The organism is Liquorilactobacillus cacaonum DSM 21116, assembly GCF_001436735.1.
Taxonomy (GTDB): Bacteria; Bacillota; Bacilli; order Lactobacillales; family Lactobacillaceae; genus Liquorilactobacillus; species Liquorilactobacillus cacaonum.
In genome coordinates this window covers 87424-110896 of record NZ_AYZE01000010.1, presented here as the reverse complement: position 1 = coordinate 110896, position 23473 = coordinate 87424, and the positions used below count along the sequence as shown (strand labels likewise).

28 protein-coding genes are annotated in these 23473 nt (G+C 32.2%); 5 read left to right on the top strand and 23 right to left on the bottom strand.

The features are described from left to right. Window positions 1–232 precede the first annotated feature (232 nt). Window positions 233–616 carry a CvfD/Ygs/GSP13 family RNA-binding post-transcriptional regulator gene (locus tag FC80_RS03770; protein WP_057828813.1) on the bottom strand — a complete coding sequence of 128 codons (384 nt, stop codon included), beginning with the start codon at window positions 614–616 and terminating at the stop codon, window positions 233–235. Window positions 617–640: 24 nt separating this feature from the next. Beyond that, window positions 641–1213, bottom strand: a complete 573-nt coding sequence (locus FC80_RS03765) for a peptidylprolyl isomerase (protein WP_057828812.1) — start codon at window positions 1211–1213, stop codon at window positions 641–643. A 127-nt stretch (window positions 1214–1340) separates the two neighbouring features. On the opposite strand from FC80_RS03765, the gene FC80_RS03760 reads away from it, so the two are divergent. Continuing rightward, window positions 1341–2357, top strand: coding sequence for an NAD(P)/FAD-dependent oxidoreductase (locus FC80_RS03760; protein WP_057828811.1), 1017 nt, complete (start codon window positions 1341–1343; stop codon window positions 2355–2357). Between the two features lie 3 nt (window positions 2358–2360). Further along, on the top strand, window positions 2361–2996 hold the full coding sequence (locus FC80_RS03755; protein WP_057828810.1) for a VTT domain-containing protein: 636 nt from the start codon (window positions 2361–2363) through the stop codon (window positions 2994–2996). Window positions 2997–3136: 140 nt separating this feature from the next. On the opposite strand, the gene FC80_RS03750 is transcribed toward FC80_RS03755, so the two are convergent. From FC80_RS03750 to ccpA, 16 genes are all read right to left on the bottom strand, one after another. After that, window positions 3137–3763, bottom strand: coding sequence for a TIGR01906 family membrane protein (locus FC80_RS03750; RefSeq protein WP_057828809.1), 627 nt, complete (start codon window positions 3761–3763; stop codon window positions 3137–3139). Next, the gene (locus FC80_RS03745; RefSeq protein WP_057828808.1) at window positions 3764–4534 is read right to left on the bottom strand and encodes a TIGR01457 family HAD-type hydrolase; all 771 of its coding nucleotides are present in this window, start codon (window positions 4532–4534) and stop codon (window positions 3764–3766) included. Between the two features lie 35 nt (window positions 4535–4569). Continuing rightward, window positions 4570–5181 carry a YutD family protein gene (locus tag FC80_RS03740; RefSeq protein ID WP_057828807.1) on the bottom strand — a complete coding sequence of 204 codons (612 nt, stop codon included), beginning with the start codon at window positions 5179–5181 and terminating at the stop codon, window positions 4570–4572. Window positions 5182–5208: 27 nt separating this feature from the next. Further along, window positions 5209–6588, bottom strand: a complete 1380-nt coding sequence (locus tag FC80_RS03735; protein ID WP_057828806.1) for a bifunctional metallophosphatase/5'-nucleotidase — start codon at window positions 6586–6588, stop codon at window positions 5209–5211. Window positions 6589–6812: 224 nt separating this feature from the next. Beyond that, window positions 6813–8012 (bottom strand): acetate/propionate family kinase, encoded by a 1200-nt coding sequence (locus FC80_RS03730; protein WP_057828805.1) that lies wholly within the window; start codon window positions 8010–8012, stop codon window positions 6813–6815. Window positions 8013–8155: 143 nt separating this feature from the next. After that, window positions 8156–9163, bottom strand: coding sequence for a class I SAM-dependent methyltransferase (locus FC80_RS03725; RefSeq protein WP_057828804.1), 1008 nt, complete (start codon window positions 9161–9163; stop codon window positions 8156–8158). A 78-nt stretch (window positions 9164–9241) separates the two neighbouring features. Further along, a complete protein-coding gene (locus tag FC80_RS03720) occupies window positions 9242–9532 on the bottom strand; it encodes a hypothetical protein (protein ID WP_057828803.1) in 291 nt (96 codons plus the stop codon). Beyond that, window positions 9525–10004 (bottom strand): competence type IV pilus minor pilin ComGF, encoded by a 480-nt coding sequence (locus tag FC80_RS03715; RefSeq protein WP_157055584.1) that lies wholly within the window; start codon window positions 10002–10004, stop codon window positions 9525–9527. Before FC80_RS03715 ends, FC80_RS03720 begins: the two co-directional genes overlap by 8 nt. Window positions 10005–10210: 206 nt before the next feature. After that, window positions 10211–10642, bottom strand: a complete 432-nt coding sequence (locus FC80_RS03705; protein WP_057828802.1) for a type II secretion system protein — start codon at window positions 10640–10642, stop codon at window positions 10211–10213. Beyond that, window positions 10626–10928 (bottom strand): competence type IV pilus major pilin ComGC, encoded by a 303-nt coding sequence (gene comGC, locus FC80_RS03700; protein ID WP_057828801.1) that lies wholly within the window; start codon window positions 10926–10928, stop codon window positions 10626–10628. Before comGC ends, FC80_RS03705 begins: the two co-directional genes overlap by 17 nt. 2 nt (window positions 10929–10930) lie before the next feature. Further along, window positions 10931–11947 (bottom strand): type II secretion system F family protein, encoded by a 1017-nt coding sequence (locus FC80_RS03695; protein ID WP_235807233.1) that lies wholly within the window; start codon window positions 11945–11947, stop codon window positions 10931–10933. After that, complete coding sequence (gene comGA, locus FC80_RS03690) at window positions 11916–12878, bottom strand: competence type IV pilus ATPase ComGA (RefSeq protein WP_057828800.1); 963 nt, start codon at window positions 12876–12878, stop codon at window positions 11916–11918. The genes FC80_RS03695 and comGA overlap by 32 nt, the downstream gene beginning before the upstream one ends. 172 nt (window positions 12879–13050) lie before the next feature. Further along, complete coding sequence (gene rbsK, locus FC80_RS03685) at window positions 13051–13965, bottom strand: ribokinase (RefSeq protein ID WP_057828799.1); 915 nt, start codon at window positions 13963–13965, stop codon at window positions 13051–13053. A 93-nt stretch (window positions 13966–14058) separates the two neighbouring features. Beyond that, window positions 14059–14787 carry a YebC/PmpR family DNA-binding transcriptional regulator gene (locus tag FC80_RS03680; protein WP_057828798.1) on the bottom strand — a complete coding sequence of 243 codons (729 nt, stop codon included), beginning with the start codon at window positions 14785–14787 and terminating at the stop codon, window positions 14059–14061. 88 nt (window positions 14788–14875) lie between these two features. Continuing rightward, window positions 14876–15373: a VanZ family protein gene (locus FC80_RS03675; RefSeq protein WP_057828797.1), complete on the bottom strand. Its 498-nt coding sequence runs from the start codon at window positions 15371–15373 to the stop codon at window positions 14876–14878. Between the two features lie 17 nt (window positions 15374–15390). After that, window positions 15391–16392 (bottom strand): catabolite control protein A, encoded by a 1002-nt coding sequence (gene ccpA / locus FC80_RS03670; RefSeq protein WP_057828796.1) that lies wholly within the window; start codon window positions 16390–16392, stop codon window positions 15391–15393. Window positions 16393–16600: 208 nt separating this feature from the next. On the opposite strand from ccpA, the gene FC80_RS03665 reads away from it, so the two are divergent. Next, on the top strand, window positions 16601–17707 hold the full coding sequence (locus tag FC80_RS03665; RefSeq protein ID WP_057828795.1) for a M24 family metallopeptidase: 1107 nt from the start codon (window positions 16601–16603) through the stop codon (window positions 17705–17707). 153 nt (window positions 17708–17860) lie between these two features. On the opposite strand, the gene FC80_RS03660 is transcribed toward FC80_RS03665, so the two are convergent. Together FC80_RS03660 and FC80_RS03655 are read right to left on the bottom strand one after the other, a co-directional pair. Continuing rightward, window positions 17861–18310, bottom strand: coding sequence for a hypothetical protein (locus tag FC80_RS03660; protein WP_057828794.1), 450 nt, complete (start codon window positions 18308–18310; stop codon window positions 17861–17863). A gap of 18 nt (window positions 18311–18328) precedes the next feature. Then, window positions 18329–18730, bottom strand: coding sequence for a DUF948 domain-containing protein (locus FC80_RS03655; RefSeq protein ID WP_057828793.1), 402 nt, complete (start codon window positions 18728–18730; stop codon window positions 18329–18331). Between the two features lie 150 nt (window positions 18731–18880). On the opposite strand from FC80_RS03655, the gene FC80_RS03650 reads away from it, so the two are divergent. Further along, complete coding sequence (locus FC80_RS03650) at window positions 18881–19792, top strand: mechanosensitive ion channel family protein (RefSeq protein WP_057828792.1); 912 nt, start codon at window positions 18881–18883, stop codon at window positions 19790–19792. 198 nt (window positions 19793–19990) lie between these two features. Here the strand turns inward: FC80_RS03650 and FC80_RS03645 are convergent, their stop codons facing one another. From FC80_RS03645 to cbpB, 3 genes are all read right to left on the bottom strand, one after another. Then, window positions 19991–21136, bottom strand: a complete 1146-nt coding sequence (locus tag FC80_RS03645) for an N-acetyldiaminopimelate deacetylase (RefSeq protein WP_057828791.1) — start codon at window positions 21134–21136, stop codon at window positions 19991–19993. A gap of 168 nt (window positions 21137–21304) precedes the next feature. Beyond that, entirely contained in the window at window positions 21305–22015 is a 711-nt protein-coding gene (gene dapD, locus FC80_RS03640) for a 2,3,4,5-tetrahydropyridine-2,6-dicarboxylate N-acetyltransferase (protein WP_057828790.1), read from the bottom strand. Window positions 22016–22046: 31 nt separating this feature from the next. Beyond that, on the bottom strand, window positions 22047–22526 hold the full coding sequence (gene cbpB, locus FC80_RS03635; protein WP_057828789.1) for a cyclic-di-AMP-binding protein CbpB: 480 nt from the start codon (window positions 22524–22526) through the stop codon (window positions 22047–22049). 148 nt (window positions 22527–22674) lie between these two features. Here cbpB and FC80_RS03630 point away from each other — a divergent pair, with 148 nt between their 5' ends. Beyond that, window positions 22675–23409, top strand: coding sequence for an MIP/aquaporin family protein (locus tag FC80_RS03630; RefSeq protein ID WP_057828788.1), 735 nt, complete (start codon window positions 22675–22677; stop codon window positions 23407–23409). The last annotated feature ends 64 nt before the right edge of the window (window positions 23410–23473 follow it).

The following is a 23473-nucleotide window of genomic DNA, read 5'->3' as shown; positions in this document are numbered from 1 at the left end:
TGTCGAAACTTTGTTCAGTTTTCAAAGGTCTACATAATCGCTTAACGCAACTATTTGATAATAATACATCTGATGTTAAAAGTCAACATTTTTTTATTTTTAACTGTAAAAAAAGAATAAATATCCATTAATATTCATGAAAAGCCAATGATAACTCAGTGTTCCTAAGCATTTTCTGACAATCAACAAGAAATATAATATCAATTTATTCATTACAGGTCAAGCATTATTTTTATTTTCTTTCAATATCTTCTAAAGCATTACCCACCCAACTATTCAAATGAGACTCTATCGGCTTAAATCCATCATTAACTTTATAGTTAGTCCAATAATGTTTATGATTGCATCTAACACGTTCATCTTTTATATTTACAAATGCGTCTTTTAAACATCTCAAAGAAAGACTTATCTTTCCAGTATATTCATCGATATCAATAATCATAACTTTAACTCTTTGATTAGTCTTTAAGTAATGGTGAATATCAGCAACATAGCCATGCCGACACTCTGAAATATGGATAAGGCCTTGCATATGTGAATCAAGAGAAACAAAAGCACCATAAGTTTGTATCCCTGTTACCTTACCTTCAACAATTGATCCAATTTTATAATCCATAAATTCACCCCTGTAATTAATGAATTAGCTAATAATAATCTTGTTAATCACTATATCTTTAACAGGCTTGTCTTGTATACTTTCAGCTGAAGCAATCTCATCTACTATATTTAGGCCTAAACGAACTTGACCAAAAACAGTATGATGATGATCTAGCCAAGGTGTTCCACCCTTCTTATACTCTTCTACTATTTCATTTGGATACCCAGCCTGTATCATTTGTTCAACCATCTGATTAGGTAAACTTTCATTTTGAACGATAAAAAATTGGCTTCCGTTTGTATTAGGACCTGCATTAGCCATTGATAAAGCTCCTCTTAAATTAAAGAGCTGATTTGAAAACTCATCTTCAAACGACTTATTCCAAATACTTTGTCCACCCATACCGGTACCACTTGGATCGCCTCCTTGAATCATAAAATCTTTAATCACGCGATGAAAAATAACTCCCTCATAATATCCCTTTTCACTTAATTTCAAAAAGTTTTCAACCGTTTTAGGTGCTAATTCTGGAAATAATTCAATCGTAATTTCCCCGTAATTAGTCTGCATTGTCACCTTAGGATTTTCTGGGTTTTCTTGTAATTGTGGAAACATTGTAATTCCTCCTTTATTCTTACATAACACATTTTATCCGAATATTAAATAATTTTCCAATTTAATTTATTTTGTAGATCAATTATGCTAATGTATTCTAGTGTACATATTCGAAAGGAGCATTACAATGGGAAACGAAAATTACTATGACATTACAATCATAGGTGGTGGGCCTGTTGGTATCTTTGCTGCAACATATTCTTGTATGCGACAAGCAAAAACCCAGGTCATAGAAAGTTTAAATCAACTTGGTGGTCAAGTGGGTGCTCTTTTCCCATCTAAAACATTGTACGATATTCCAGGATTCTCATCTATAGAAGGTGAAGAACTTGTCAACAATCTTTTAAATCAGAATTCACAATTTAACCCTCAAATTTTTTTAAATGAAACCGTAAAATCAATTTCAAAAAACGAAAATGGTTTTACTATAATAACAGACAAAAAAACAACATATTCTCGTACAGTCATTATTGCAACAGGTGTGGGTGCTTTTCAACCTCGCAGATTAGCTATTGAAAATGCACAAAAATATGAAAATAAACAATTAAGATATTTTGTAAAAAATCTCAATGATTTTGTTGGAAAAGACGTTGTAATTGCTGGAGGTGGAGATTCGGCTGTGGACTGGGCTTTAGAAATTTTAAATATAGCTAAATCGGTCAGATTAATTCATCGTAGAGATAAATTTAGAGCATTGGAAAGCAATGTTAATTCATTAAAACAAGCAAACGTAGTTTTTGAAACACCCTATCTCATTAACAACCTAACAAATCAAAATGAAAAATTAAAAATATCTCTAAAAAAGGTTAAAGAAGATACTACAAAAGAAATAATCACCGATTTTTTACTTGTTAATTATGGCTTTATCTCAGATAATAAAACTCTTAAAAATTGGAATCTTGAAACAAATAATAATTTAATTAAAGTGAAAACGAATATGGAAACATCTATCCCAGGAATTTTCGCAATCGGCGACATTATTGATTATCCTGGAAGAGTCAATCTGATTGCAACCGGTTTTGGCGAGGCTCCAATTGCAATTAACAGTGCTATGAATATTATTCATCCTGATATTAGACAAGCAGCCCACAGTACACAACTTATCAACAATTTTCCTGATATAAAAAAAGAAAATAAGGAGTAAAATATGAGTTTTTTAATCGATTTCATTTTACACATTGACACTCATTTGATAGCTATTGTAAACAACTTTGGCAACTGGACATATTTAATTTTATTTATTATCATTTTTATTGAAACTGGAGCTGTCATTCTACCATTTTTACCAGGAGATTCACTCCTTTTTGCAGCAAGTGCTCTTGCTGCAAATTCACACTATCACCTAAACATCTGGATATTTGCACTGCTATTTTGGTTAGCACCTATTTTAGGAGACGCACTTAATTTTTTTATTGGCCATAAAATTGGAAATTCAATAAATAAAAATTCCTTTCTTGGAAAATTCATTAAGGAAGAAAATCTCCAACATACACGTTCATTTTTTGAACAACATGGAGCTGTTGCAATTTCCCTAGCAAGATTTATGCCCATAATCAGGACGATGTCTCCATTCGTTGCTGGCAGTAGTAATATGCCCTTCACAAAATTTTTCCGTTACAATATGATTGGTGCATCAGCTTGGATGACACTTTGTTGCGCGAGTGGCTACTTTTTTGGAAATATTCCTTTTGTTAAAGAACATTTTTCTCTAGTAGTCATCGGAATAATTATCATCTCATTAATACCTGCCTTTATTGGGATTTTCAAGAAAAAAAGTGCCTAAACTCTTAAAAATAATTTCATTAAATAAACATATGTGAAAAAAACGAGACTATATCAGAATTTAACTCCTGGTATAGTCTCATTTCTTTATAATTAATACCTTATCTATGTAATACTTTTCGTACTTAGGCACCAAAACGATTATTTCAAACTTTGTTTACCCAAAAGGACTCCACATCCTAGAAAGAATTCCACTAGACAAAAGAAAAAAGTAAAACATGCCATAAAAAAAGTATCTGGCAAAGCGTTAATTATAGGATCCTTTCTAGGATCAAATAACCAATCACTATTTCTAAATAACACCTCATGAAAGTCAACAAAAAATGTGTTGAAATTAAGAATCATTATTATAACTAGAACAAGAAAAAATAACATCATTGTTTTACACGGAACAATAAGTTGCCAAATTTTTTTTTGCCGTTTCATTTTTAATATCTTGCGGATAGCCGGCATAGCCGTGACAATTAATACAATATAATTTAAAAGAAATAATTTTTTAACATCGTAGAAATGATGCAATCCCTTAGATGACGACGATATTACAAGATTTAGTCTATCAATCCAAGGATAATTTAAAAAAGCTAATAACTTCCCGTACTCTATCATTAGTGCATGATTGCTTAATCCAACTGAGCTCCCCAAATTGTCCTTAAATACGAAGAAATGATAGAGTGGCGTAAAATTAATTGTAATTGCCACACTTAGAGATATAATAAATAAAAATAAAATAACATTTCCTAAATACTCTTTAAATTTAATCATTGTCATCTAAAAAGCCCATTTATCCAAAGAATCAATTTCATAAGTAGGTTTTACCTCTTTAGTTTTAACCAACTCGTGTGTCGAGACACCTGTATAAACAAGTAAGGTATCGATATTACTTTTAATTCCTGCCAATATATCAGTCATATAGTTGTCACCAACCATGATAACTTCATCATTTGACAGTCCTATCTTATTTAGAGCTTTCTCCATGATAATAGCTTCTGGTTTACCAATATATTTTGCTTTTTGTTGAGTTGCACATTCAACAAGTGAAATGACAGATCCTGCTCCTGGTACTAGACCTCTTTCGTTTGGTAGATTAGTATCTGCATTAGTTCCAATAAAAGTTGATCCACCTCTGATGGCTAGCGTTGCCAATTCAAATTTATGATAAGTTACATCATAGTCCAACCCAACAACTGTATAATCAGGATTTTCCTCTACAAAAACAAAATGCTTATCAGACAATGCTTGTTTCAATCCAGCTTCTCCTATTACATAGACACTTCTTTTTTCTTCATCAAGGTCAGCAACATAATCAGCAGTCGCTAGTGCTGAAGTATAAACATTATCAACAGTTACATAAATATCGAAATTTTTGCGCAAGTTTTCGACAACTTTCTCAGGCACTTGTGTGCTATTATTCGTTACAAACAAAAAAGGAATCCCTTTTTGTTGAAGATTATTGATAAATCTCTTTGCTGCTGGTATTGGGTCTTTTCCACGATATATTGTCCCATCTAAATCAATTAAATACCCCTTATATTTTTTCATCTAAATACTATCTCCTTTACATGAATACAATATATTTATTCATTCTTTTGGCGAATAACAAAGTGCCTTTTTCTAATATTATTCCTTTTTATTGTAGAAACTGTAACTTGATCTTTATTCTTCTCAGTCGTTCTCTCATGTACTTCAAATGTTTTTTCAGTAAATTGTGCCTTTTTCCTTTTATCATTCTCTTTGGGATTTTTTTGCGTATTCTTGCCTAACTCTTTTTTCTTCTTTTTATTAATATGATTAGTTTTCTTTTTTGTTGTCTTAGCAACATCCAAATTATGCAATATAAAATAAGCACATCCAAAATTACAGTATTCTAGTAAATAATCTTGCAAATGATTGATACTTTGCGAAGGAAATCCTTTTTTACTATTTGACGCATAAAATCCATGCAATCTTAATTGATCGTATCCCCAATCACCTACTATATAATCATACTTTGTGAGAATTTGGCTGAATCTCTCCTTAAGTTTTTCAATATCAAAACCATCTCGAAAATTCTTTTCAATAACATATGGATGCCCATCAATCAACAATTCTGTCTCGCTATTCATTTGAACATCACTGGCATATGCTTTAATCGTCTCAGCCTTTTTTGCTAGTTGTGCCTCACGTCGCTCTTTTTTTTCACTATTCATTCTTCACGCTCCTTAATTCAACATTAATTATACAGGAAATTTTTCCCCAAAGTAATCCCCAACAATATCTCTCAAAAATCGATTACCTATATAAGAAACCTGCCCCGCAATCTCTAGTGTAGGGAAAAACGGACAATATACAAAATTATCCACAGTTGCAAATTCGTAATCCGCCCCCAAATCAATCATCTTATCATGAATTAAAATATTTTTTGAAAGCGAGTCATACTTTATTCCATCATACAATATTTCTCCAAAGATGCTTCCTCTGAACCCATTACCTTTAACCAATAAATTTCTTAAGTGGTTTCGATTTTTCTCCATTTCTCTAATCAGGCGCCATAAATTATATCCATTCAGTCGAACCCTAATGACTCTCATAGGATGTGGTAATATGCGATGTAAATCCTTTTTTGAAATTATTCCTTGGTGCAAATCTCCCAAAAATAAACCGCCGTTTAAAATTGCAATTTTTGTATTTGTTGCCTTTTCTATTGATTCTAAACTCATATTCATTAAGGGTGAAGCAACCTGTTTCATTCCTAAATAATCTTTAGTTAAAAATGCAACTTTTTGCTCATCTAGCATACGCTCTCCTTCTTTTTGATAATTATTAATCTCAAAATTATCATCATTAGATTCGGATAACAATGCTGTTTCAACAGTTCTCGCTTTAATTTTTACTATTTTTTGATTTACACATTCAAGATCAACTCGACCTATATATTCCCCCCATTTGCCTGCCGCACAAATCATCGTTCCATCAATTAATTCTCCTTTTTTTAAAAGATGATGTGTATGACTACCCAAAATAATATTTATTTCCTTGAAATGTTTTGCTAATGAACGATCCACATCAATGCCTAGATGTGATAAGAGAATTATTATATCTGTCTGACTTTTCAAAGTTGATAACAATTTTGGAAGAACATCTCCAACTTTTTCTGCGTACCATTTATTCATTTCGTATGTGGCAGGAAACGGAGCAGTACAAGCCAGAACACCAATTCTAGTACCATTTTTAGTTTCAAATATTTTATTAGTTTTTATCCATGACGGTCTTTTGCCATCTTCTTGATTTTTTATATTATCTAAAATCACTGGAAAATTCGCATCTTGATATAAAAAATCTAATTGCTCATGTGAATTTCCAATTCCCTCATTATTTCCAATCGTAACTGCATCATATCCAACTGTATTCATTAATTTAACATTTATTTTTCCATTTGTTGCCTCAGTTAGTGGATGAACTCGGTCCATGGAATCTCCCAAGTCAAATATTAATACTGAATTATTGTCTTTTATCAATTCTTCTCTTGTTTCAATTAGATATCGTCGAATTTTTGGCCAATTTTCAAAATGTGAATGTAAATCATTAGTATGTAAAATCGTAATTTTTTCAGTCATTTCAATAATCCCCTTTAACTTTTACATCAATTATCTTCTTTTGAAACCAGTCTACTTGAATATCTTACAACTTACATTGTACTAAAAACAGAGTTTCCATAATTTGATATTACAAAATTTCTTTTTGGCAAATAAAAAAGGCTAAGCCAAAAATATATTCCGACCTAAAACCTTCTTTTGTTATCTCTGTTTTTATATTTCATTACCCTAAATATATCAATTTTTTATAACTCTTGACCTTGTAACTGATAAACATCTTTTGCAATCATTAGCTCTTCATTAGTTGGAATTGTCCATACACTTATTGCTGAATCTTCACGACTTATTTTTTGCTCTTTAGAAATTGATTTTTCATTATTTTTTTCATCTAACTTAACACCGAATATTCCAAGTTGTTCACAAATCATCCTGCGAATAAACGGTACATTCTCACCGATTCCACCCGTGAAAACTAACGAGTCAACCCGTCCTAATTCAGCAGCGTATGAGCCAATATATTTAATAATTCGATTAATAAATACTTTCACAGCTAAGTCCGCTCGATGATCAACATCTTTTTTGGCGAAAACTTCTCTCATATCCGGTGAAATTCCTGATATTCCCAAAATACCTGACTCTTTATTCAATATATCCAACACTCTCGTGGAACTAACACCTAATTGATTTTCCAAATAAATCAATAGTGATGGATCAACATCTCCCGACCTAGTTTGCATTGTAATTCCTGAAACAGGTGAAAATCCCATACTAGTATCTATTGATTGCCCGTTTTTCACTGCACAAATTGATGCACCAGATCCTAAATGCATCATAATTGTGTTAACATTTGCTTTATTCTTTGCCATATTTGTTAATTCAAGAAACCTATTAAAAACATAGCGATAGCTTGTTCCATGTGCTCCAAATTTTTGAACATGGTATTTTTTATAATATTCATAAGGGATACTATATATTACATTTTCTTCAGGCATGGTTTGATGGAACCCTGTATCAAAAACGGCAACACTTAGAGCATTGGGTAATGCTTCTCTAAATGCCTTAATTGCAATAATATTAGCTGGATTGTGCAGCGGCGCTAAAACTTTCAAACTTTCCATTTTTTCTAATACATAATCGTTTACAATTACCGATTTACTAAAAATAGTTCCTCCGTTCACGAATCGATGTCCTACACCTCTTATCTCATTAAGCGTACCAACTATCTGGTACTCTACAAGCAAATTAAGAAGTCTAACAACTGCTTCTTGATGGTTCCTTGATTCTATTTTTTCGGTAACCTTTTTGCCAGAAAACTCTGTGATTTCTACAGCATTGTTTAGCCCAATCCGTTCAATTAGACCTTTTGCAATTACTGTGGAATTTGGCATATTAAATAACTTCCACTTTAACGTTGAACTTCCGGCATTGACAGCTAAAATTTTCATAGTATATATTTCTCTCCATCACCTTAGTAATTAAGTCATAATTTATAATTCTGACCTAGTTACTAATTTATTCAATACAAACGAGATTTAAGAATTGCCTTTATATTACAAATAACCGCTACTAAACAATCCTAAATTAACGTTTAGCTATTTTCTTTTATCCAGTTATCTATTTGCCGTATAAACTTGGCAAACGCTACTTTTTCTTTTATGGAAGGAAAACCACCAAGCAAAATGGGTTTAGCTTGTCTCGCGCTGCCACCTCTTTTTTGCAATAACAACAAGGATTTCGTACTATTGGCACTAGAAAACAAATCACTTGGTAAGTTTAAAATTCCTTGAAAATGAGCTTGTTTTTGAATTACCTCAATCAATTTTTTTGACTCTTCTGACTCAAAAAGTGCCTTAGGAACAAGAAAAACTCCCCATCCACCAGGAATTAATTGTAATAGAGCTTGTTCAATCAATAAATGATGCACAAAAGAGTGACCCTTTTTAGATTTTGTTTCAAAGTTAACAACTCTTTCATCAATAGGATAATATCCAACAGGTAAATCACTTAACACTAAATCCACTTTGGGTGTTATCAAATTATCAATTGCATCTTGATGAAATAGCTGTATTTCATTTTTTTGCATTTTAAAGCTTATACCAGCAATCGCTAGTAAAGTGTCATCATTATCCACGCCAAAAAGTTCAATTTTCTTTACACCATTTTGTTTCAAATAATTTGTCACCGTTCCCAACAAATTCCCTGTGCCAATAGTAATGTCCAAAATTTTGACTTCATTTCTTCCAATCAATATTCGTTCTAATAAATGTGCTATCAGCACTCCAATCGAATCCGGTGTCATCTGATGATTACTTTGAATCTTATCTACTTTTCCTGCTTTAACCAAAGAAAATTGAATGACTTGTCTAATTTCTTCACTGGACAAATGAATCTCTAAAAAATTCTTATAAATTTTTTCTAATTCATTTACAATATCTTGTGTCGGCCTTCCGTTTTCAATCAAAACTCCACCATTTTCCAGTAGATTATCACCTGTTTCCACTAACGCATCTATATATGAAGAATCTAAACTGTTCTTTAGCAAGTCAATTGCTTTATCAAATAAACCATATGCATTACTGATTTTTTCTAAACTCATTTTTTTCACTCCTAATATAACTATCTACACTAGTTTAACGAAAAAAAAAATTAATTTCAATCAACGAATTAAAAATAGCTAATTATCCTTTGTTGTCATAATAGTTATTATTTGACCACCCTTTAGCTTTACAGAATATACATTAGAATTTTTTTCAACTTCTCCTTTGCTATAAATCATAACATCATTATTTCCAAGATTATTAGTTTTGGCTAAATTTACCAATATTTCCGCTGACTTATAATCAATCGTTTTTTTTAAAGATGTTGATCTTACGTAATAGTAATACATTTGTGCGCCAAAAATTAATGCGATAATTAAAATAATAAGCATTGCAGAGAAAAAAATATATCCCTTGCATCTATTCAATTGGCCGTTCTCCTTTTTTAAAAAAAATTATTTCTTTAACGTAATCTCTTTCATGAATTTTGGTATGCACTTTTAATGTATAATTTTTATCATCATATACTGCTTTAAAAAAACTGACATTATCTAAAAGTGGCTGATAGCCACTCTCATCCCCTGTCAGCTGGAGAACTCCATTTTTTAGAATTAAATGATATTCTTTATTTGTCTCTTCATTATATAAAACTACTGTATTTCCATCTTGTTTGATAAAACTTAATTTCATTGATTCATTATTCAAGACATCTACTGCCTGTTGCCATCTAAAAAAATCTTCTGCTGTTATTTGCTGATTTACTCGGTTACTAGTATTTAATACCAATCTAAATGTTGACAATATCATTAACGTTAAAGAAAGAGCTATTAGGCATTCAATTAATGTGAATCCCAAAATTTCTTTTCTCTTCAAACAATCACCTTTGAATTTTATACTCATCTACTCTCTTCTTCTCAGAGCCTGACAAATTATCATAACCTACAATTAACATTTTCTTAGTAACATTCAAATTTATTTCAACTTCCTTTAACTCCTCAATTTGCCTATTTTCATGTTTAACAAGTACATGTTGTTCACTAAAAAATAAACTAGTTAGAGTACAAAATAATATTAGTTCAATTAACACTTCTGCTAGTAAATATCCTCTAATTTGTTTCTTTTTTAATACGATAATCACCCCATGCCAATTGAAAACTAATAATATATTTTAGATTCGTTACATCAGATGTAAATACGACTGTGTCACCTCTTACTCTACCACTTGTTGAAATTTTTATAATTTTATACTGAAATAAATGTAACCCTGCAGGATAATACAAAGTTTTTTTTTCACTTTTGGGAATTGTAAATATCACTTTATCGTTATAAAAAGTAGTAGTGCCAATTTGGTTACTTTTTGGAACATTTGTTACTAAATGCATCCATGATTGATCAAACTTTTTCCAAAAAATCCCTTCATTTATCTCATCATACCTATTTTTTACTAGCTGAATGGAAAGCACTAAGGAAAATGTTACAATTCCTAAAACAGCCATTACTTCTATTAAAGTAAACCCCTCCTTACTCCTTTGTCTCATCAGAATTAATATTTATCTTTTCCTTAACCGCTTCATCATATTGTTTTTGATTCAAATAGTTGCTATCACGCAGTTGATCAAGCGATACAGTCGTAACACTGTTATCACTTCGATATAAATCGGCTTGGGTTTGCACAACTTCACTCAAAGCCTCACCACCGACCTTTTGTGCATTATTTTTTTGTGCACCAATTTTTGGCATTATCAATAATAATAAAATACCTATAATAAAAATCACAACTGACATTTCTATTAATGTAAAACCTTGTATTCTTTTCTTTTTCATCTCTAGATTCCTCCCAGATTATCGTAAATAGGTGCTAACATTTTTAAATACGCAATAACTATTAATATTGCAATAATAATAAATAAGATTGGCTGCACCATTTCTATTAAGCGATTTATTTGTATTGTTAATTTTTTATGAGTTAGTTCTGAAAAAAGAAATAGCTCTTCTCCAACCAAGTTCAAAATCTTTCCTTTTTGTAAAAATAAGCTTATCTCTGGCGGAAAAAAATCATATTTTTTTATGAACTCATGTACACTTGTTCCATTATTTAAATATTCACCTAGTTCAACACCTATTTCATACAGAAAAGTTCTACCTTCAAATTCTTTTAAAAAGTTATATATTTCTTTTATATTCATTCCTTCTTTTAAGAGTGCTGCAAGATTGAATGTAATATAATATGCGTAGTATTCTTTGATTAAATTTCCGACAATTGGAAGTCTGCATAATTTTTGTCTTTGTTGCAAAATAGAACTTTTTTTGAAACTCCATAGTTCATATAAAAATCCTATTAGGCTAATTACCAAAACAAATATAATTACCATGTTATATCCGCTTTTACTCGAATTTTCTGGCGTCAAGCTAGCCATTTCTGGCTGCCAAAAAAATTTAATTGCTATACCAAAAAAAACAAGCATTATCAATAATATTAGCGGATATACTAAAACAGCAAGTAATTTTCTTTTCTGGTCTTCCTTTTTTTCGCATAACTCTCCGAGTTGATTTAACATTTTAGGCAAAAATCCAAATTTTTCTGCTATAAGAAGTTGATTGTACATATCTTTGTGTATTAACTGATTTAATCCTGTACAAAACAAATTTCCTTGTTCTATTTCGCTTTCAATTCTTTTACAGACCCACATTTGTTTTGGAAAAAAAATCATTATATCACTTAATGATTGTCTTAATGAAAAACCTGAAGAAATTAAATCACCTAATGTTTTAAAAAAAAGAGTTTGTTGCCTAATTGACCACCTCTTTTTATTACCCCTCTTTATATTTTTCAAAAGTATCATTTGTAATCCATCCTTTTCTCCAACACTCCTCAAGTTTTGTAAACCAATCTAACTGCATACTTCTGTCAACAAATTGTTTCTGATCCAAATTATTACTATCTATTTGTTCAAATAAGACTTTACTTTGCCCCTTATTTTTCATTGGAATTAGTCTTTGATAATTGACTAGTTTAAGTGTCTGTCTCAAATCAGTATCTTTAACACTAAAATCTTTCATTCTACTAATTACACCCACAGCATTTAAAGCATGAACAGTACTTAATACTAAATGTCCACTTAATGCTGCTTTTACAGTATACTTGGCCGTTTCTTCATCTCTAATTTCACCAACTATTAATGCATCAAAGCGATGTCTTAATGTAGCTTTAATTAGAGTTGCGTAATCCATATGAGCTAAATTGTTAACCTGCAATTGTAAAAAATTTGGTTCATAAATTTCAACTGGATCTTCAATCGTCATGACCTGATTTCCTAATTGGCGTGCAACTTGATACATTGTGGTTGTTTTGCCAGATCCCACTGGTCCAGAAAATAATATTAATCCTTTATTTTGGGCTTTATTCAATATATTTTCCATTTGATCTGCAAAAAAATATTCATTTAAATCATTTTTTCGTTGATATATCAGTCTAATAACTAAAATTTCTCTTCCTAAAAAATCTCCAATGCTTGCCATTCGACTATAAACTCCCTCTCTTACAGTTAGCGATCCTGTTTGAGGACGTCTTTGTTCACTCAATGACATACTTGAACGAAATTTCAAATTATTAATTATCTGTTTACCTTTTTCAAAATCAACAGTCTGATAAACTACACTCTCTCCTTTCATAGTCATTTTAATTTCATACGTATCTTTATAGGGATGTAACGAAATATCACTTGCAAATTCTTTTATTGCAGTATCAAGTATATTTTGAATTAATTCATTCATTGGTTAACCTCCTTATATTTTAAATACGCAAAATCTTTTCCAACAAAAAAAGAATTTGCCCCAATTCATGAACAAATCCCTTGAAAATCACATATTTATTCTATTTAACAAAACAATAAATAATTTCTATATAACTTATTAGTGCCTTTAACTTGTTTCAAATAAAGTGTTATTACTTAATCCCATCGCATATTTCTTGTCTTGTTGGAATTGATGGGATTGCTCCGACTGTTTGAACAGTAATCGAAGAAGCATTAGTAGCGTACTCAATCGCCTCTTTGATATTGGAAAAATCCTTATTTAGTTGTGAACTTAGCGCTCCAATAAAAGTGTCTCCTGCAGCTGTTGTATCAACCGCATCAACTTTTAAAGCAGAAATTAATCCTTCATTCTTTTCAGTCATATAATATGCGCCCAGACTTCCCATAGTTATGATGACATTTTTTACGCCTTTTTTTTGGAGAATTTTAGCCGACTCCATAGCTGTCTTTTCATCAGTAATCTTGATTCCGGTTAACATTTGTGATTCAACTTCGTTTGGAATAATCAAATCCGTAATTTTTAACAAATCAGCTGTTAATTTTTTTGCTGGTGCTGGATTCAAAATTGTAACTACCTGATTTTCATGAGCCATCTTAAAAGATTCAACTATTCTGTCAATTGGAATTTCAAATTGAGCTATTAAGAAATCCGCTTCTTTTATTTTTTCTTGTGCTTGAATAACATCTGAAGTAGTTATCTCCAAATTAGTTCCACCATTTATAATCACACTATTTTGGCCAGATTCTTGAAGCAAAATATAAGCCTGCCCAGTCTGTCCATTTTTTTTAACAGATATTTTTGTTATATCAATGTCATTTTCCTCTAGTATAGAAAGCATCCTTTTCCCATAATCATCAGCACCAACTTTACCAATAAATGCTGTTTTTGCACCACTTCTAGCAGCAGCAATTGCCTGATTGGCACCTTTACCACCACCAGCAGAACTTAACGAATTCATTGGCATTGTCTCACCAGCAGTTGGTAATCTATCTATTCCTAATATAATGTCAAAATTAATGCTTCCAATAATCGCAACAGTATTCATTTGTTTTCACCTCTTCTAGTTAATTATAGCATTAATAAAAAAAATCTCTCACTAGTCAATAAGTAACTAATAAGAGGTTCTTTATAACTAAATTTATGCTTCAGGAAATTCACCGGAATGAAACACTTCTGAAACATCATCTTCGTCTTCAAGTCGATCAATTAATCTTTCTAATTGTTCAACCTTATCTTCAGGAACTGGCACATAGTTTTGAGGAACCATTGTTAATTCAGCTGTGTCCAACTCATATTTCTTTTGAAGTTCATCTCTAACATCCGCAAAATCTTTGGGATCAGTATATATTTCAAATACATCATCTGAGGTTTGCAAATCTTCTGCACCTGCTTCAATTGCATCTTCAAACATCTTGTCTTCGTCAACATCTAAATCTTCGCGTACAATTGCAATATATCCTCGGCGATCAAACATAAAGCTAACTGAACCAGATTCTCCTAAATTACCGCCGTTTCTCGTAAAATCAGCACGAACCGCTGAAGCTGTTCTATTACGATTATCAGTCAATGTATGCACTAAAATAGCAATTCCTGCTGGCCCATAACCTTCATAGGTGATTTCTTCGTAGTTTGCACCATCAGCACCTGTTGACTTATCAATAGCGCGTTTAATATTATCTTTAGGCATATTTGCAGCACGAGCCTTATCAACCATCAAACGTAATTGTGGATTAGAATCTGGGTCAGGACCACCACTCTTTGCCGCCATATAGATTTCTCGTGATAGCTTTTGAAAAATTTTTCCACGCTTAGCATCTTGGGCATTTTTTCGGCCTTGGATGTTATTCCATTTAGAATGTCCTGACATTTCTAATACCTCTTTCCGAAATTATTATAAAGTAACAATACAATCAAAGTGGATTATATCAAAAAGAATTTATTAAATCAAGAATTTTTTATTTGAGTTTTTTCCCCAAAAAAATCCCTAAACATAAAATTCCAACCATTGCGCCTACTCCATCGAGGATAACATCCTGAAATAATGGAGTCCTCCCACCTGTAATCATCTCATGAAATTCATCCAAAGCTGCATATCCTACTGTTGAAAGCCAAGCTATCATAATTGTTAGAAACTTGTTTTTAAGACGCTTAATCAGTCCCATATAAAAAAATGTACCTATCAATAAATAGAAGAAAAAGTGTGCACCTTTTCTAATGAAAAATTCTATAAATTTAAAATATCCAATTTGACTTATACTGATTTTTTCAGATGCATATATGAATGAAACATTTGCAAGTTCATTTTTAAATGGTTTAAAACTTAGATATTTTTCTAAAAAAGGAACTGAAGTTTGTTGCTTATAAGTCATTGAGGAGCTAACAAATAATATCAACATTACAAGAAGTGCTAACAATAAAAACGTATTGGGGTTTACTTTTAAAATTTTTTTCAACTCATGTCCCCCAGTGACTACTTAGTTGATGAACGCTTTATAAATCCATATGGTAATTCAACAACTTTTTCTGTAACGTCTTCTTTATTCATTAACTTCGTCAAAAATCTCATTGAAACAGCTCCAATATCATATAAAGGTTGTGTAATTGATGATAATTTTGGACGTACGATTTCTGTAATTTTTGAATTATTACTTGTTACTACTTCAAAATCTGTTGGTACTTTGACACCAGCATCTAGGGCACCATTCATAACCCCCGCAGCTAATTCATCATCTCCAACAATTGCTGCTGTTGCACCAGCCGAAACAATTGCTGGCCACAAAATTTCTCCAGCACGATAACTATAATCTGTTTCAAAAACCAATTCTTCATCGTATTTTAAATTGTTTTTAGCTAGTGCATTTTTATAACCTTTTAACCGATACTTAGAGTTAATCGCTTCATCTAAAGGACCAGAGATAAACGCAACTTTTTTGTTACCATGCACAATTAAGTCTGCGACTGCCTCCTCAACAGCAGCGACATAATCAATGTGAACACTGCCAAGTTCATTTTTTGAATCAACTGAGCCAGCTAAAATAATTGGTGTCTTACTTCGATCAAATTGTAACCTTAGCTCATCACTAATTTTATTTCCCATATAAATAATGCCATCAACTTGTTTTGCAAGCAAAGTATTCAAAACTTGCAACTCTTTTTGACTATTTCCGTCTGAATTAGCTAAAATAATGTTGTATTTATACATTGTAGCGACATCGTCAATTCCTCTAGCAAGTGAAGAGAAATATACATTAGAAACATCTGGAATAATAACCCCAACTGTCGTTGACTTTTTACTAGCTAATCCTCTTGCTACAGCATTTGGACGGTAATCAAGACGATCAATCACCTCTAATACTTTTTTTCGCGTTGCTGGTTTAACATTTGGGTTACCATTAACAACTCGCGAAACTGTTGCCATCGATACGGCTGCCTCACGCGCCACATCATAAATTGTAATTGTTTGCTTCTCCATAATTAGCTTATTTTCCTTTCATCTAGTTAATTATTCATTTTCAAATCATTTTCATAACATTGTTTAATTTAGCAAAATATGACATACTTTGCAAGCGTTTCATAGACTTATTTTTCAACCTTTCATTTAGTTTTCAATTTTTGAAAAGACATCTTCTTTATAATTTTAGTATGCTATAATGAATCTATCAAATTAAGGGAGCGATAAAATGTCACATATTGAGTCAATTCAAAATTGGTTGGTTGAAAACCACTACCAAATTGGTTATATCAGTAATTTCAAAAATATTCAGTATCTAACAGGGTTTGAAAGCGATCCTATTGAGCGCGTTTTGGCACTCTTTATCTTTCCTAATCAAGATCCATTTATTTTTGCACCTGCACTCGAAGTTGAAGCAGTGAAAGATACTGGCTGGAAATTTCCAGTTTACGGGTACTTGGACCATCAAGATCCCTTTGAAATAATAAAAAATCAAATTTTGAAAAGAGTTAACAACCCTAAATCATGGGCAATTGAAAAAGAGAATCTCGTTGTAAGCCGTTTTGAAGTTATCGCTGAAAAATTTCCAACTGCAAACTTTAATGGAAACTTGACACCTGTCATTCAAAAAATGCAACTCATAAAAACACCACAAGAAATCGAAAAATTAGAGTTGGCTGGTAAGTGGGCGGATTTCGCCTTTGAAACAGGTTTTAAAGCACTTAGTTCATCAAAAACAGAACAAGATATTGTTGCTGAAATTGAGTACGCTCTAAAAAAGAAAGGAATAATGCATACTAGTTTTGATACTATCATCCAAAGTGGTACTAATGCAGCTGAACCCCATGGTGTTCCAAAGAAAGATTTTATCAAACCAAATGAGCTAGTTTTATTTGATTTAGGTGTAATCTTCGATGGATATATTTCCGATGCTAGTCGTACTGTTGCATTTGGCAATAACTTAAGCCAAAAATCAAAAGATATTTATGCAGTCTGCTTAGAGGCTCAACTTACAGCACAATCTGCTGTAAAACCTGGTATAACTGCTGCAGAGCTTGATAAAATTGCCCGTGATATTATTTCTAAAGCGGGCTATGGTGAATACTTTATTCATCGTTTAGGTCACGGGATGGGTCAAAGTGAACACGAATTTCCTTCAATCATGGAAGGGAATAATATGGAACTCCAACCCGGAATGTGCTTTTCAATAGAACCTGGAATCTATATTCCAGGAGTAGCAGGTGTTCGTATTGAAGATTGTGTCCATGTAACAGATTCTGGTGCAGTTCCCTTTACTCATACCTCTAAGGAATTGAAATATCTTTCTATTGATTAGTATTCGATATACCAAATTTCAAAAGTTTACAATAAAAAATTAGGAAATTAGTCAAACTCTGATTAACTTCCTAATTTTTTATTGTAAAGATATTTAATGTATCACAAAAGAACAAAAAATAATAATTGGTTTAGCTTTTAAATTACCAATTCTCTAGTTTTCTTTGGGATAAAAAATTTCTGTCGGATGATCCTTCTCAAATTCAGCAGCATCTTTTGCTTCACCAAACGCTGATCTTCCATCAATTACAATATCTTCTTCAGGTTCTACTTCATCTTTTTTGTCAAATTGTTTTTTTAATTCCGAAGTTGCTTCTTTTAATGAGGACAGTGCTTGTCCGACACTGTCTTCGCCTTTAAACTTCTCAGCTTTATCAACCACTTTTTGCTTCAAATCGTTCAAAGTATCTTGCAATCCACTTTCTTCATTCATATAGTCCTTAGCATGATTATAGTAGCGTAAAGCAGTCTCCCGTCCTTCATCAGTAAATTGTGCAACTTTCTCTTTTATTTGATCTTGATGTTCTACTAACACTTTTTTTGTCACAAAATATGCTGCTGTTCCAATTGCCAATGTTGTTAAAACTGATAACTTTTTCCCCATCATTTTGTCCTCCAAGTATTACTTGTTTTTGTTTTTTAAATTATATAATTTTTTGGCCGCTCCAAATACAAGTGACGCTTTACCTGTGTTCTTAGTTGAAGATGTTACTTTAGTTGCTAATCCACGACTAGCATTGTTCAAATCAGAGACGCTTTCACTTAAATCTGCAACAGCCTGAAAAAGTGGATCGATTGTTTTAGCCTTACCTTCGATATCAGTAAGTAATGTATTAGACTTCGCCAATATAGACTCCGCTTCTTTTGAAAGACCATTAACATCAAAACGAATTGCTTTAATACTTTCTTTAACTTCATTCATAATTTTCCCAGCTTTTACTAAAACAATGCATAAAAAAACGACAAGCAATAAAAATGCAACTGCTGCAATTAAACCTGCTAGCTGCCCAAAAGTTAATTCCATAATTGTGCCTCCTCATTTTTTTCTTGATTATAGGATATCATTGCATACTAAAAACTTCAATTAAAAGAAAATTTGTTACAGTTTTCTGGAATATTATTTAAAAAAAAAAAAAATTTGTTATTATATAAGTATTAAAGGAGAGTTATTATTATGTTATTATTTTATTTAAAAAATTCAGATTCGGTAACAAAAAATGTTTCCACTCAATTTTCAAAACAAACAAGTGTCTTAACACATTTTCTTACTAAAATTAATTGGGATAGTATATTTAGTAAAATTATCACTAGTACTTTATCAATTTTTTTTCTATCTATTTTTTTCCTTATTGTATACTGGCTAGGTAAAAAAATTATCAAGCACAGTTTTAAAAGAGCTAAAATAAGTGACCACCTTTCGACAAATCGGATTAGTACAATTTATACTCTTACATTAAATATTTTCCATTATTGCGTACTTTTCTTTTATTTTTATGCAATATTGTCCATTATAGGAGTCCCAGTTGGAACATTAATTGCTGGGGCTGGAATTTTCAGTGTAGCTCTTGGCCTTGGTGCTCAAGGATTTGTTAAAGATATCGTAACAGGATTCTTTATTCTTTTAGAACAGCAATTTGATGTTGGAGATTCCGTAAAAATTGATTCAATTAGTGGAACAATTCACGCAGTTGGTCTTAGAACAACTCAAATTATTGATTTTGATGGTACATTGCACTTTATTCCTAATAGAAATATTACTATTGTAAGTAATTTATCACGAAATGACATGCGAGCTCTTATTGATATCTACTTTGACCCTTCATCGGACATTCAAAAAATGACGTCTTTAATAAATCAAGTTAATCAAAAACTTACACCTAAATATACAGAAATTACTCAAGGCCCAACAATTCTTGGAACTGTAGATAATGGAAATGGGATTTTAACTTTTCGTATCATAATTTACACCAAGAATGGCGCACAATACGAAATTCAAAGAACTTTTTTAAGTGAATATATAGAAACTCTTACACAACAAGGGTTTAAAATAAACAATTCACCAATTACATTAACAACTATAAAATAATAGAATTTTGTCCTTTATTGCCAATTGATTTAGGTTATCTATCAATTTTATTCGATAAAGGAAATACGCAGAAATTAGCCGAAAAAAGATAAGGGCCAGGTCAACGTGCATATTTTGACCCATCCCTTATTTTTTTCGGCTCTATATTTTTTTATTTATCAAAATATCAATATTAGTATTAGTAATCAAGTTTATTTTTTATTTACCAATTAAATTCATTCGTTCCTTCAAAAAACCAATAATTGCACTAACTCCCTTATGAATTGCCTCTTCTTTAGGTGCTAAATGCTCAGAATGTAGTGAATATGGGCTTTCCACCCCTAGCCAAAACATTGTTCCCGGTATCTTTGAAAGTAAAAAGCCAAAATCCTCGCCTGTCATTGCTGGCTTTGTTTCTTTAAATACAACATCAGCGCTATTGGACATATAGTTAATAAAAGCTTCCGTTGTTTCTTGATTATTTTCAACTGGATAATAGCCACCTTGATGTAAGTCTAATTCGACTTTACAGTCAAAAGCTAGTGCAACTGACTCTGCAATTTTTCTAACTCTTTTTTGAATTAATAAATTCATTTCCTGCGTTAATGCCCTGATTGTCCCGTCAATTTGAGCCCTTCCAGCTATTATGTTGCCTGTTGTTCCGCTGCTAAACCGCCCTAACGTAACAACACCAGCCTGGATTGGATCAACATTTCGACTGACAATTGACTGAACTTGTGTTACAAAATAAGCACCTGCAACAACCATATCATTTGCATTATGCGGAAAAGCAGCGTGACCGCTCTTTCCAATAAAAGTTGCATGAATTTCACACGTTCCCGCAAACAAAGTTCCTTGACGGCAACCAATTACACCTGCTTTTAGTTCTGGATTGTCGTGGAAAGCATAAATTTCATCTGGCATCCATTCATCTAGTTCCCCACTTTCATATAATTGTTTACCACCACTTGCGTTTTCTTCAGCAGGTTGAAAAATAAAAGTCATATTTAAATCCGGTTGGTTTTCTGCGAAATAACTAAGTATTCCTAATGCCACCGTCATATGTATATCATGACCACAAGCATGCATCTTTCCCTCATGAATTGATGAGAAAGATAAGCCCGTTTCTTCTGTAACGGGTAATCCATCAATATCAGTACGGTAACCAACTGTATGTGTTTTGTCTTTTCCTGTTAAATGAACAATAATTGCTGTTTTCCAGACTTTTAAAAAAAGCCATTTATTTGGCATCGTTTCTATAATTGACAGCAATTTTTTCTGGGTTTCAAATTCTTCCATCCCTATCTCAGGAATTTGATGTAATTCGCGCCTTATCTTAATCAATTCTTTTTCAGTTAACACCACCTGAATCATCCCTTCTCGCTAATGTTTATGCATTACAATTAAAAATAGTAAACAACTATACATCATGAGAACAACATATAGCTATATCATTTTCATAATACACTAAAAAAGGGCTAGTCGAAAGTAATATTCTAACCTAGTCCCTAATGCGATTAAAGCTATTCAAAACTAAATATTGCGTAAATCTTCTACTAAGTCAGTCTTTCCATCCTTAATCTCAGATACATTTTTTACTTTCTTAGCGGGCATTCCAACAACTACCGTCCCAGGCTCCACATCATGGGTTACAACTGCACCTGCTCCAACGACAGCTCCTTTTCCAATTCGGACACCTTCTAAAACGACTGCGTTAGCTCCAATTAAAACATCATCTTCGACAACGACCGGTTGTGCTGAAGCAGGTTCAATTACACCTGCTAGAACAGTACCTGCACCTATATGGCAATTTTTTCCAACCCAAGCACGCCCCCCAAGAATTGCACCCATATCTATCATTGAGCCATCACCAATTTCTGCTCCTATATTTATTACTGCTCCCATCATGATAACAGCATTATTTCCAATTTCAACTTGATCACGTATGATTGCACCTGGTTCAATACGGGCATTGAACCTTTTCTTATCAATCATTGCTACTCCTGTATTGCGTCCATCATTTTCAACCCGATATTGTGTAATATCATTTTTATTTTCATTCAAAAAAGCTGAAACATCTTTCCAGTCACCGAAAATAATTCCTGTTTTAATTTCAAAATAAGCTTCCAGATTTTCAGGAACTCTTAACACACTTAAATTTCCCTTTACATAGACTTTCACTGGTGTTTTCTTTTTTGATTCTGCAATCGTTCTAATTATTTCTTGAGTGTTTAAATTAGACACAAAAATCCCCCCTAGTTTATTAAAAATATTCTTATATAGAACTTGATTCCTTTTCAGTTATTGTATAATGCTTATCAAAGTCATGAACCATGTAGTTCACAGATTTTAAAACCTCTCGCCTAGTCACAATTCCAGTAAAGATATCATCATTATTAACTACAATCAAAAATGGATGATTCACCATTAAATGCAAAATTTCCTCCACATCATAAGGTAATTTTATTGTAGGAAAATCTTTTTGCATTACTTCTGATACCCTTTTCCTACTCAACCGTGTCGGATCAATTCCATTCAAGCCAAGCATCGTTTCAGTTAGCATTGGTAATGTCAATATTCCCTTAAAATGTTGATCTTTATCTAATACTGGTATCGATGAATATTTGACTTTAGTCAAAACAAGAAATGCATGATCCAAATGGTTATCTTCTTGTACATTTGCAACTATTTCCGCTGGAATCAAAAAGCTTTCCTGTTTCTCATTTAGCATTTGTTCCAATTGCTTAGTTATCACAACAAATAACCTCCTCTAGCCAATACATTCATTTTAAGATATTTCAGCAAAAAAACCAACAAAAAGTCTGGAAAATAAAGCAAAATATAACATTTACTTATATTTTTTTTATGCTAATATTAGAACGTATTATTTGAAGGAGGTAAACATGGAATATTCTCTACCAATTCGGCTCTGTGCCGAATTTTTTGGAACAGCTATCATGGTCATACTTGGTAACGGTTCCGTCGCCACTGTTGATTTAGAAAAAACAAAAGGAAATCACAGTGGTTGGATTGTAATTGCAGTGGGCTATGGCTTTGCAGTTATGATTCCAGCGTTAATGTTTGGCTCTATCTCAGGTAACCATATTAATCCAGCTTTTACAATTGGCCTTGCATTTGCCGGATTATTTCCTTGGAGTAACGTTTTACCCTACATTCTAGTCCAGTTTTTAGGTGCAATTATTGGCCAATTCATCGTTTATTTATGTTTCAAACCGCACTATGACCTAACTGAAAATACTGATTTAGTACTAGGAACTTTTTCTACTTCAGATGCAACTTGTAGTAAAATAAATGGCTTTATCAACGAATTTTTCGGGACATTCATCCTTGTTTTTGGTGCTCTTGGTATTACTAATTCTCCCAGCTTTAATCATGGAAACCAAATGTCTGGATTCATAGGCATTGGTCTTTTGGTAATGGTTATCGTTGCTTCTTTTGGTGGTCCAACTGGGCCAGCGTTAAATCCAGCCCGTGACCTCGGGCCAAGATTATTACATCAAGTGCTACCACTTAAATATAAAGGAAAATCCAACTGGGGATACAGTTGGATTCCTGTTGTCGCACCAATTCTTGCAGGAATTAGTGCGGTTGCTTTGTTCAAACTAATTTTTTTATAAACATTTTTCAAAAAATCTGTTAATCAAATAATACCAATAAATCTCATTTCTCGAATTTGGTAGA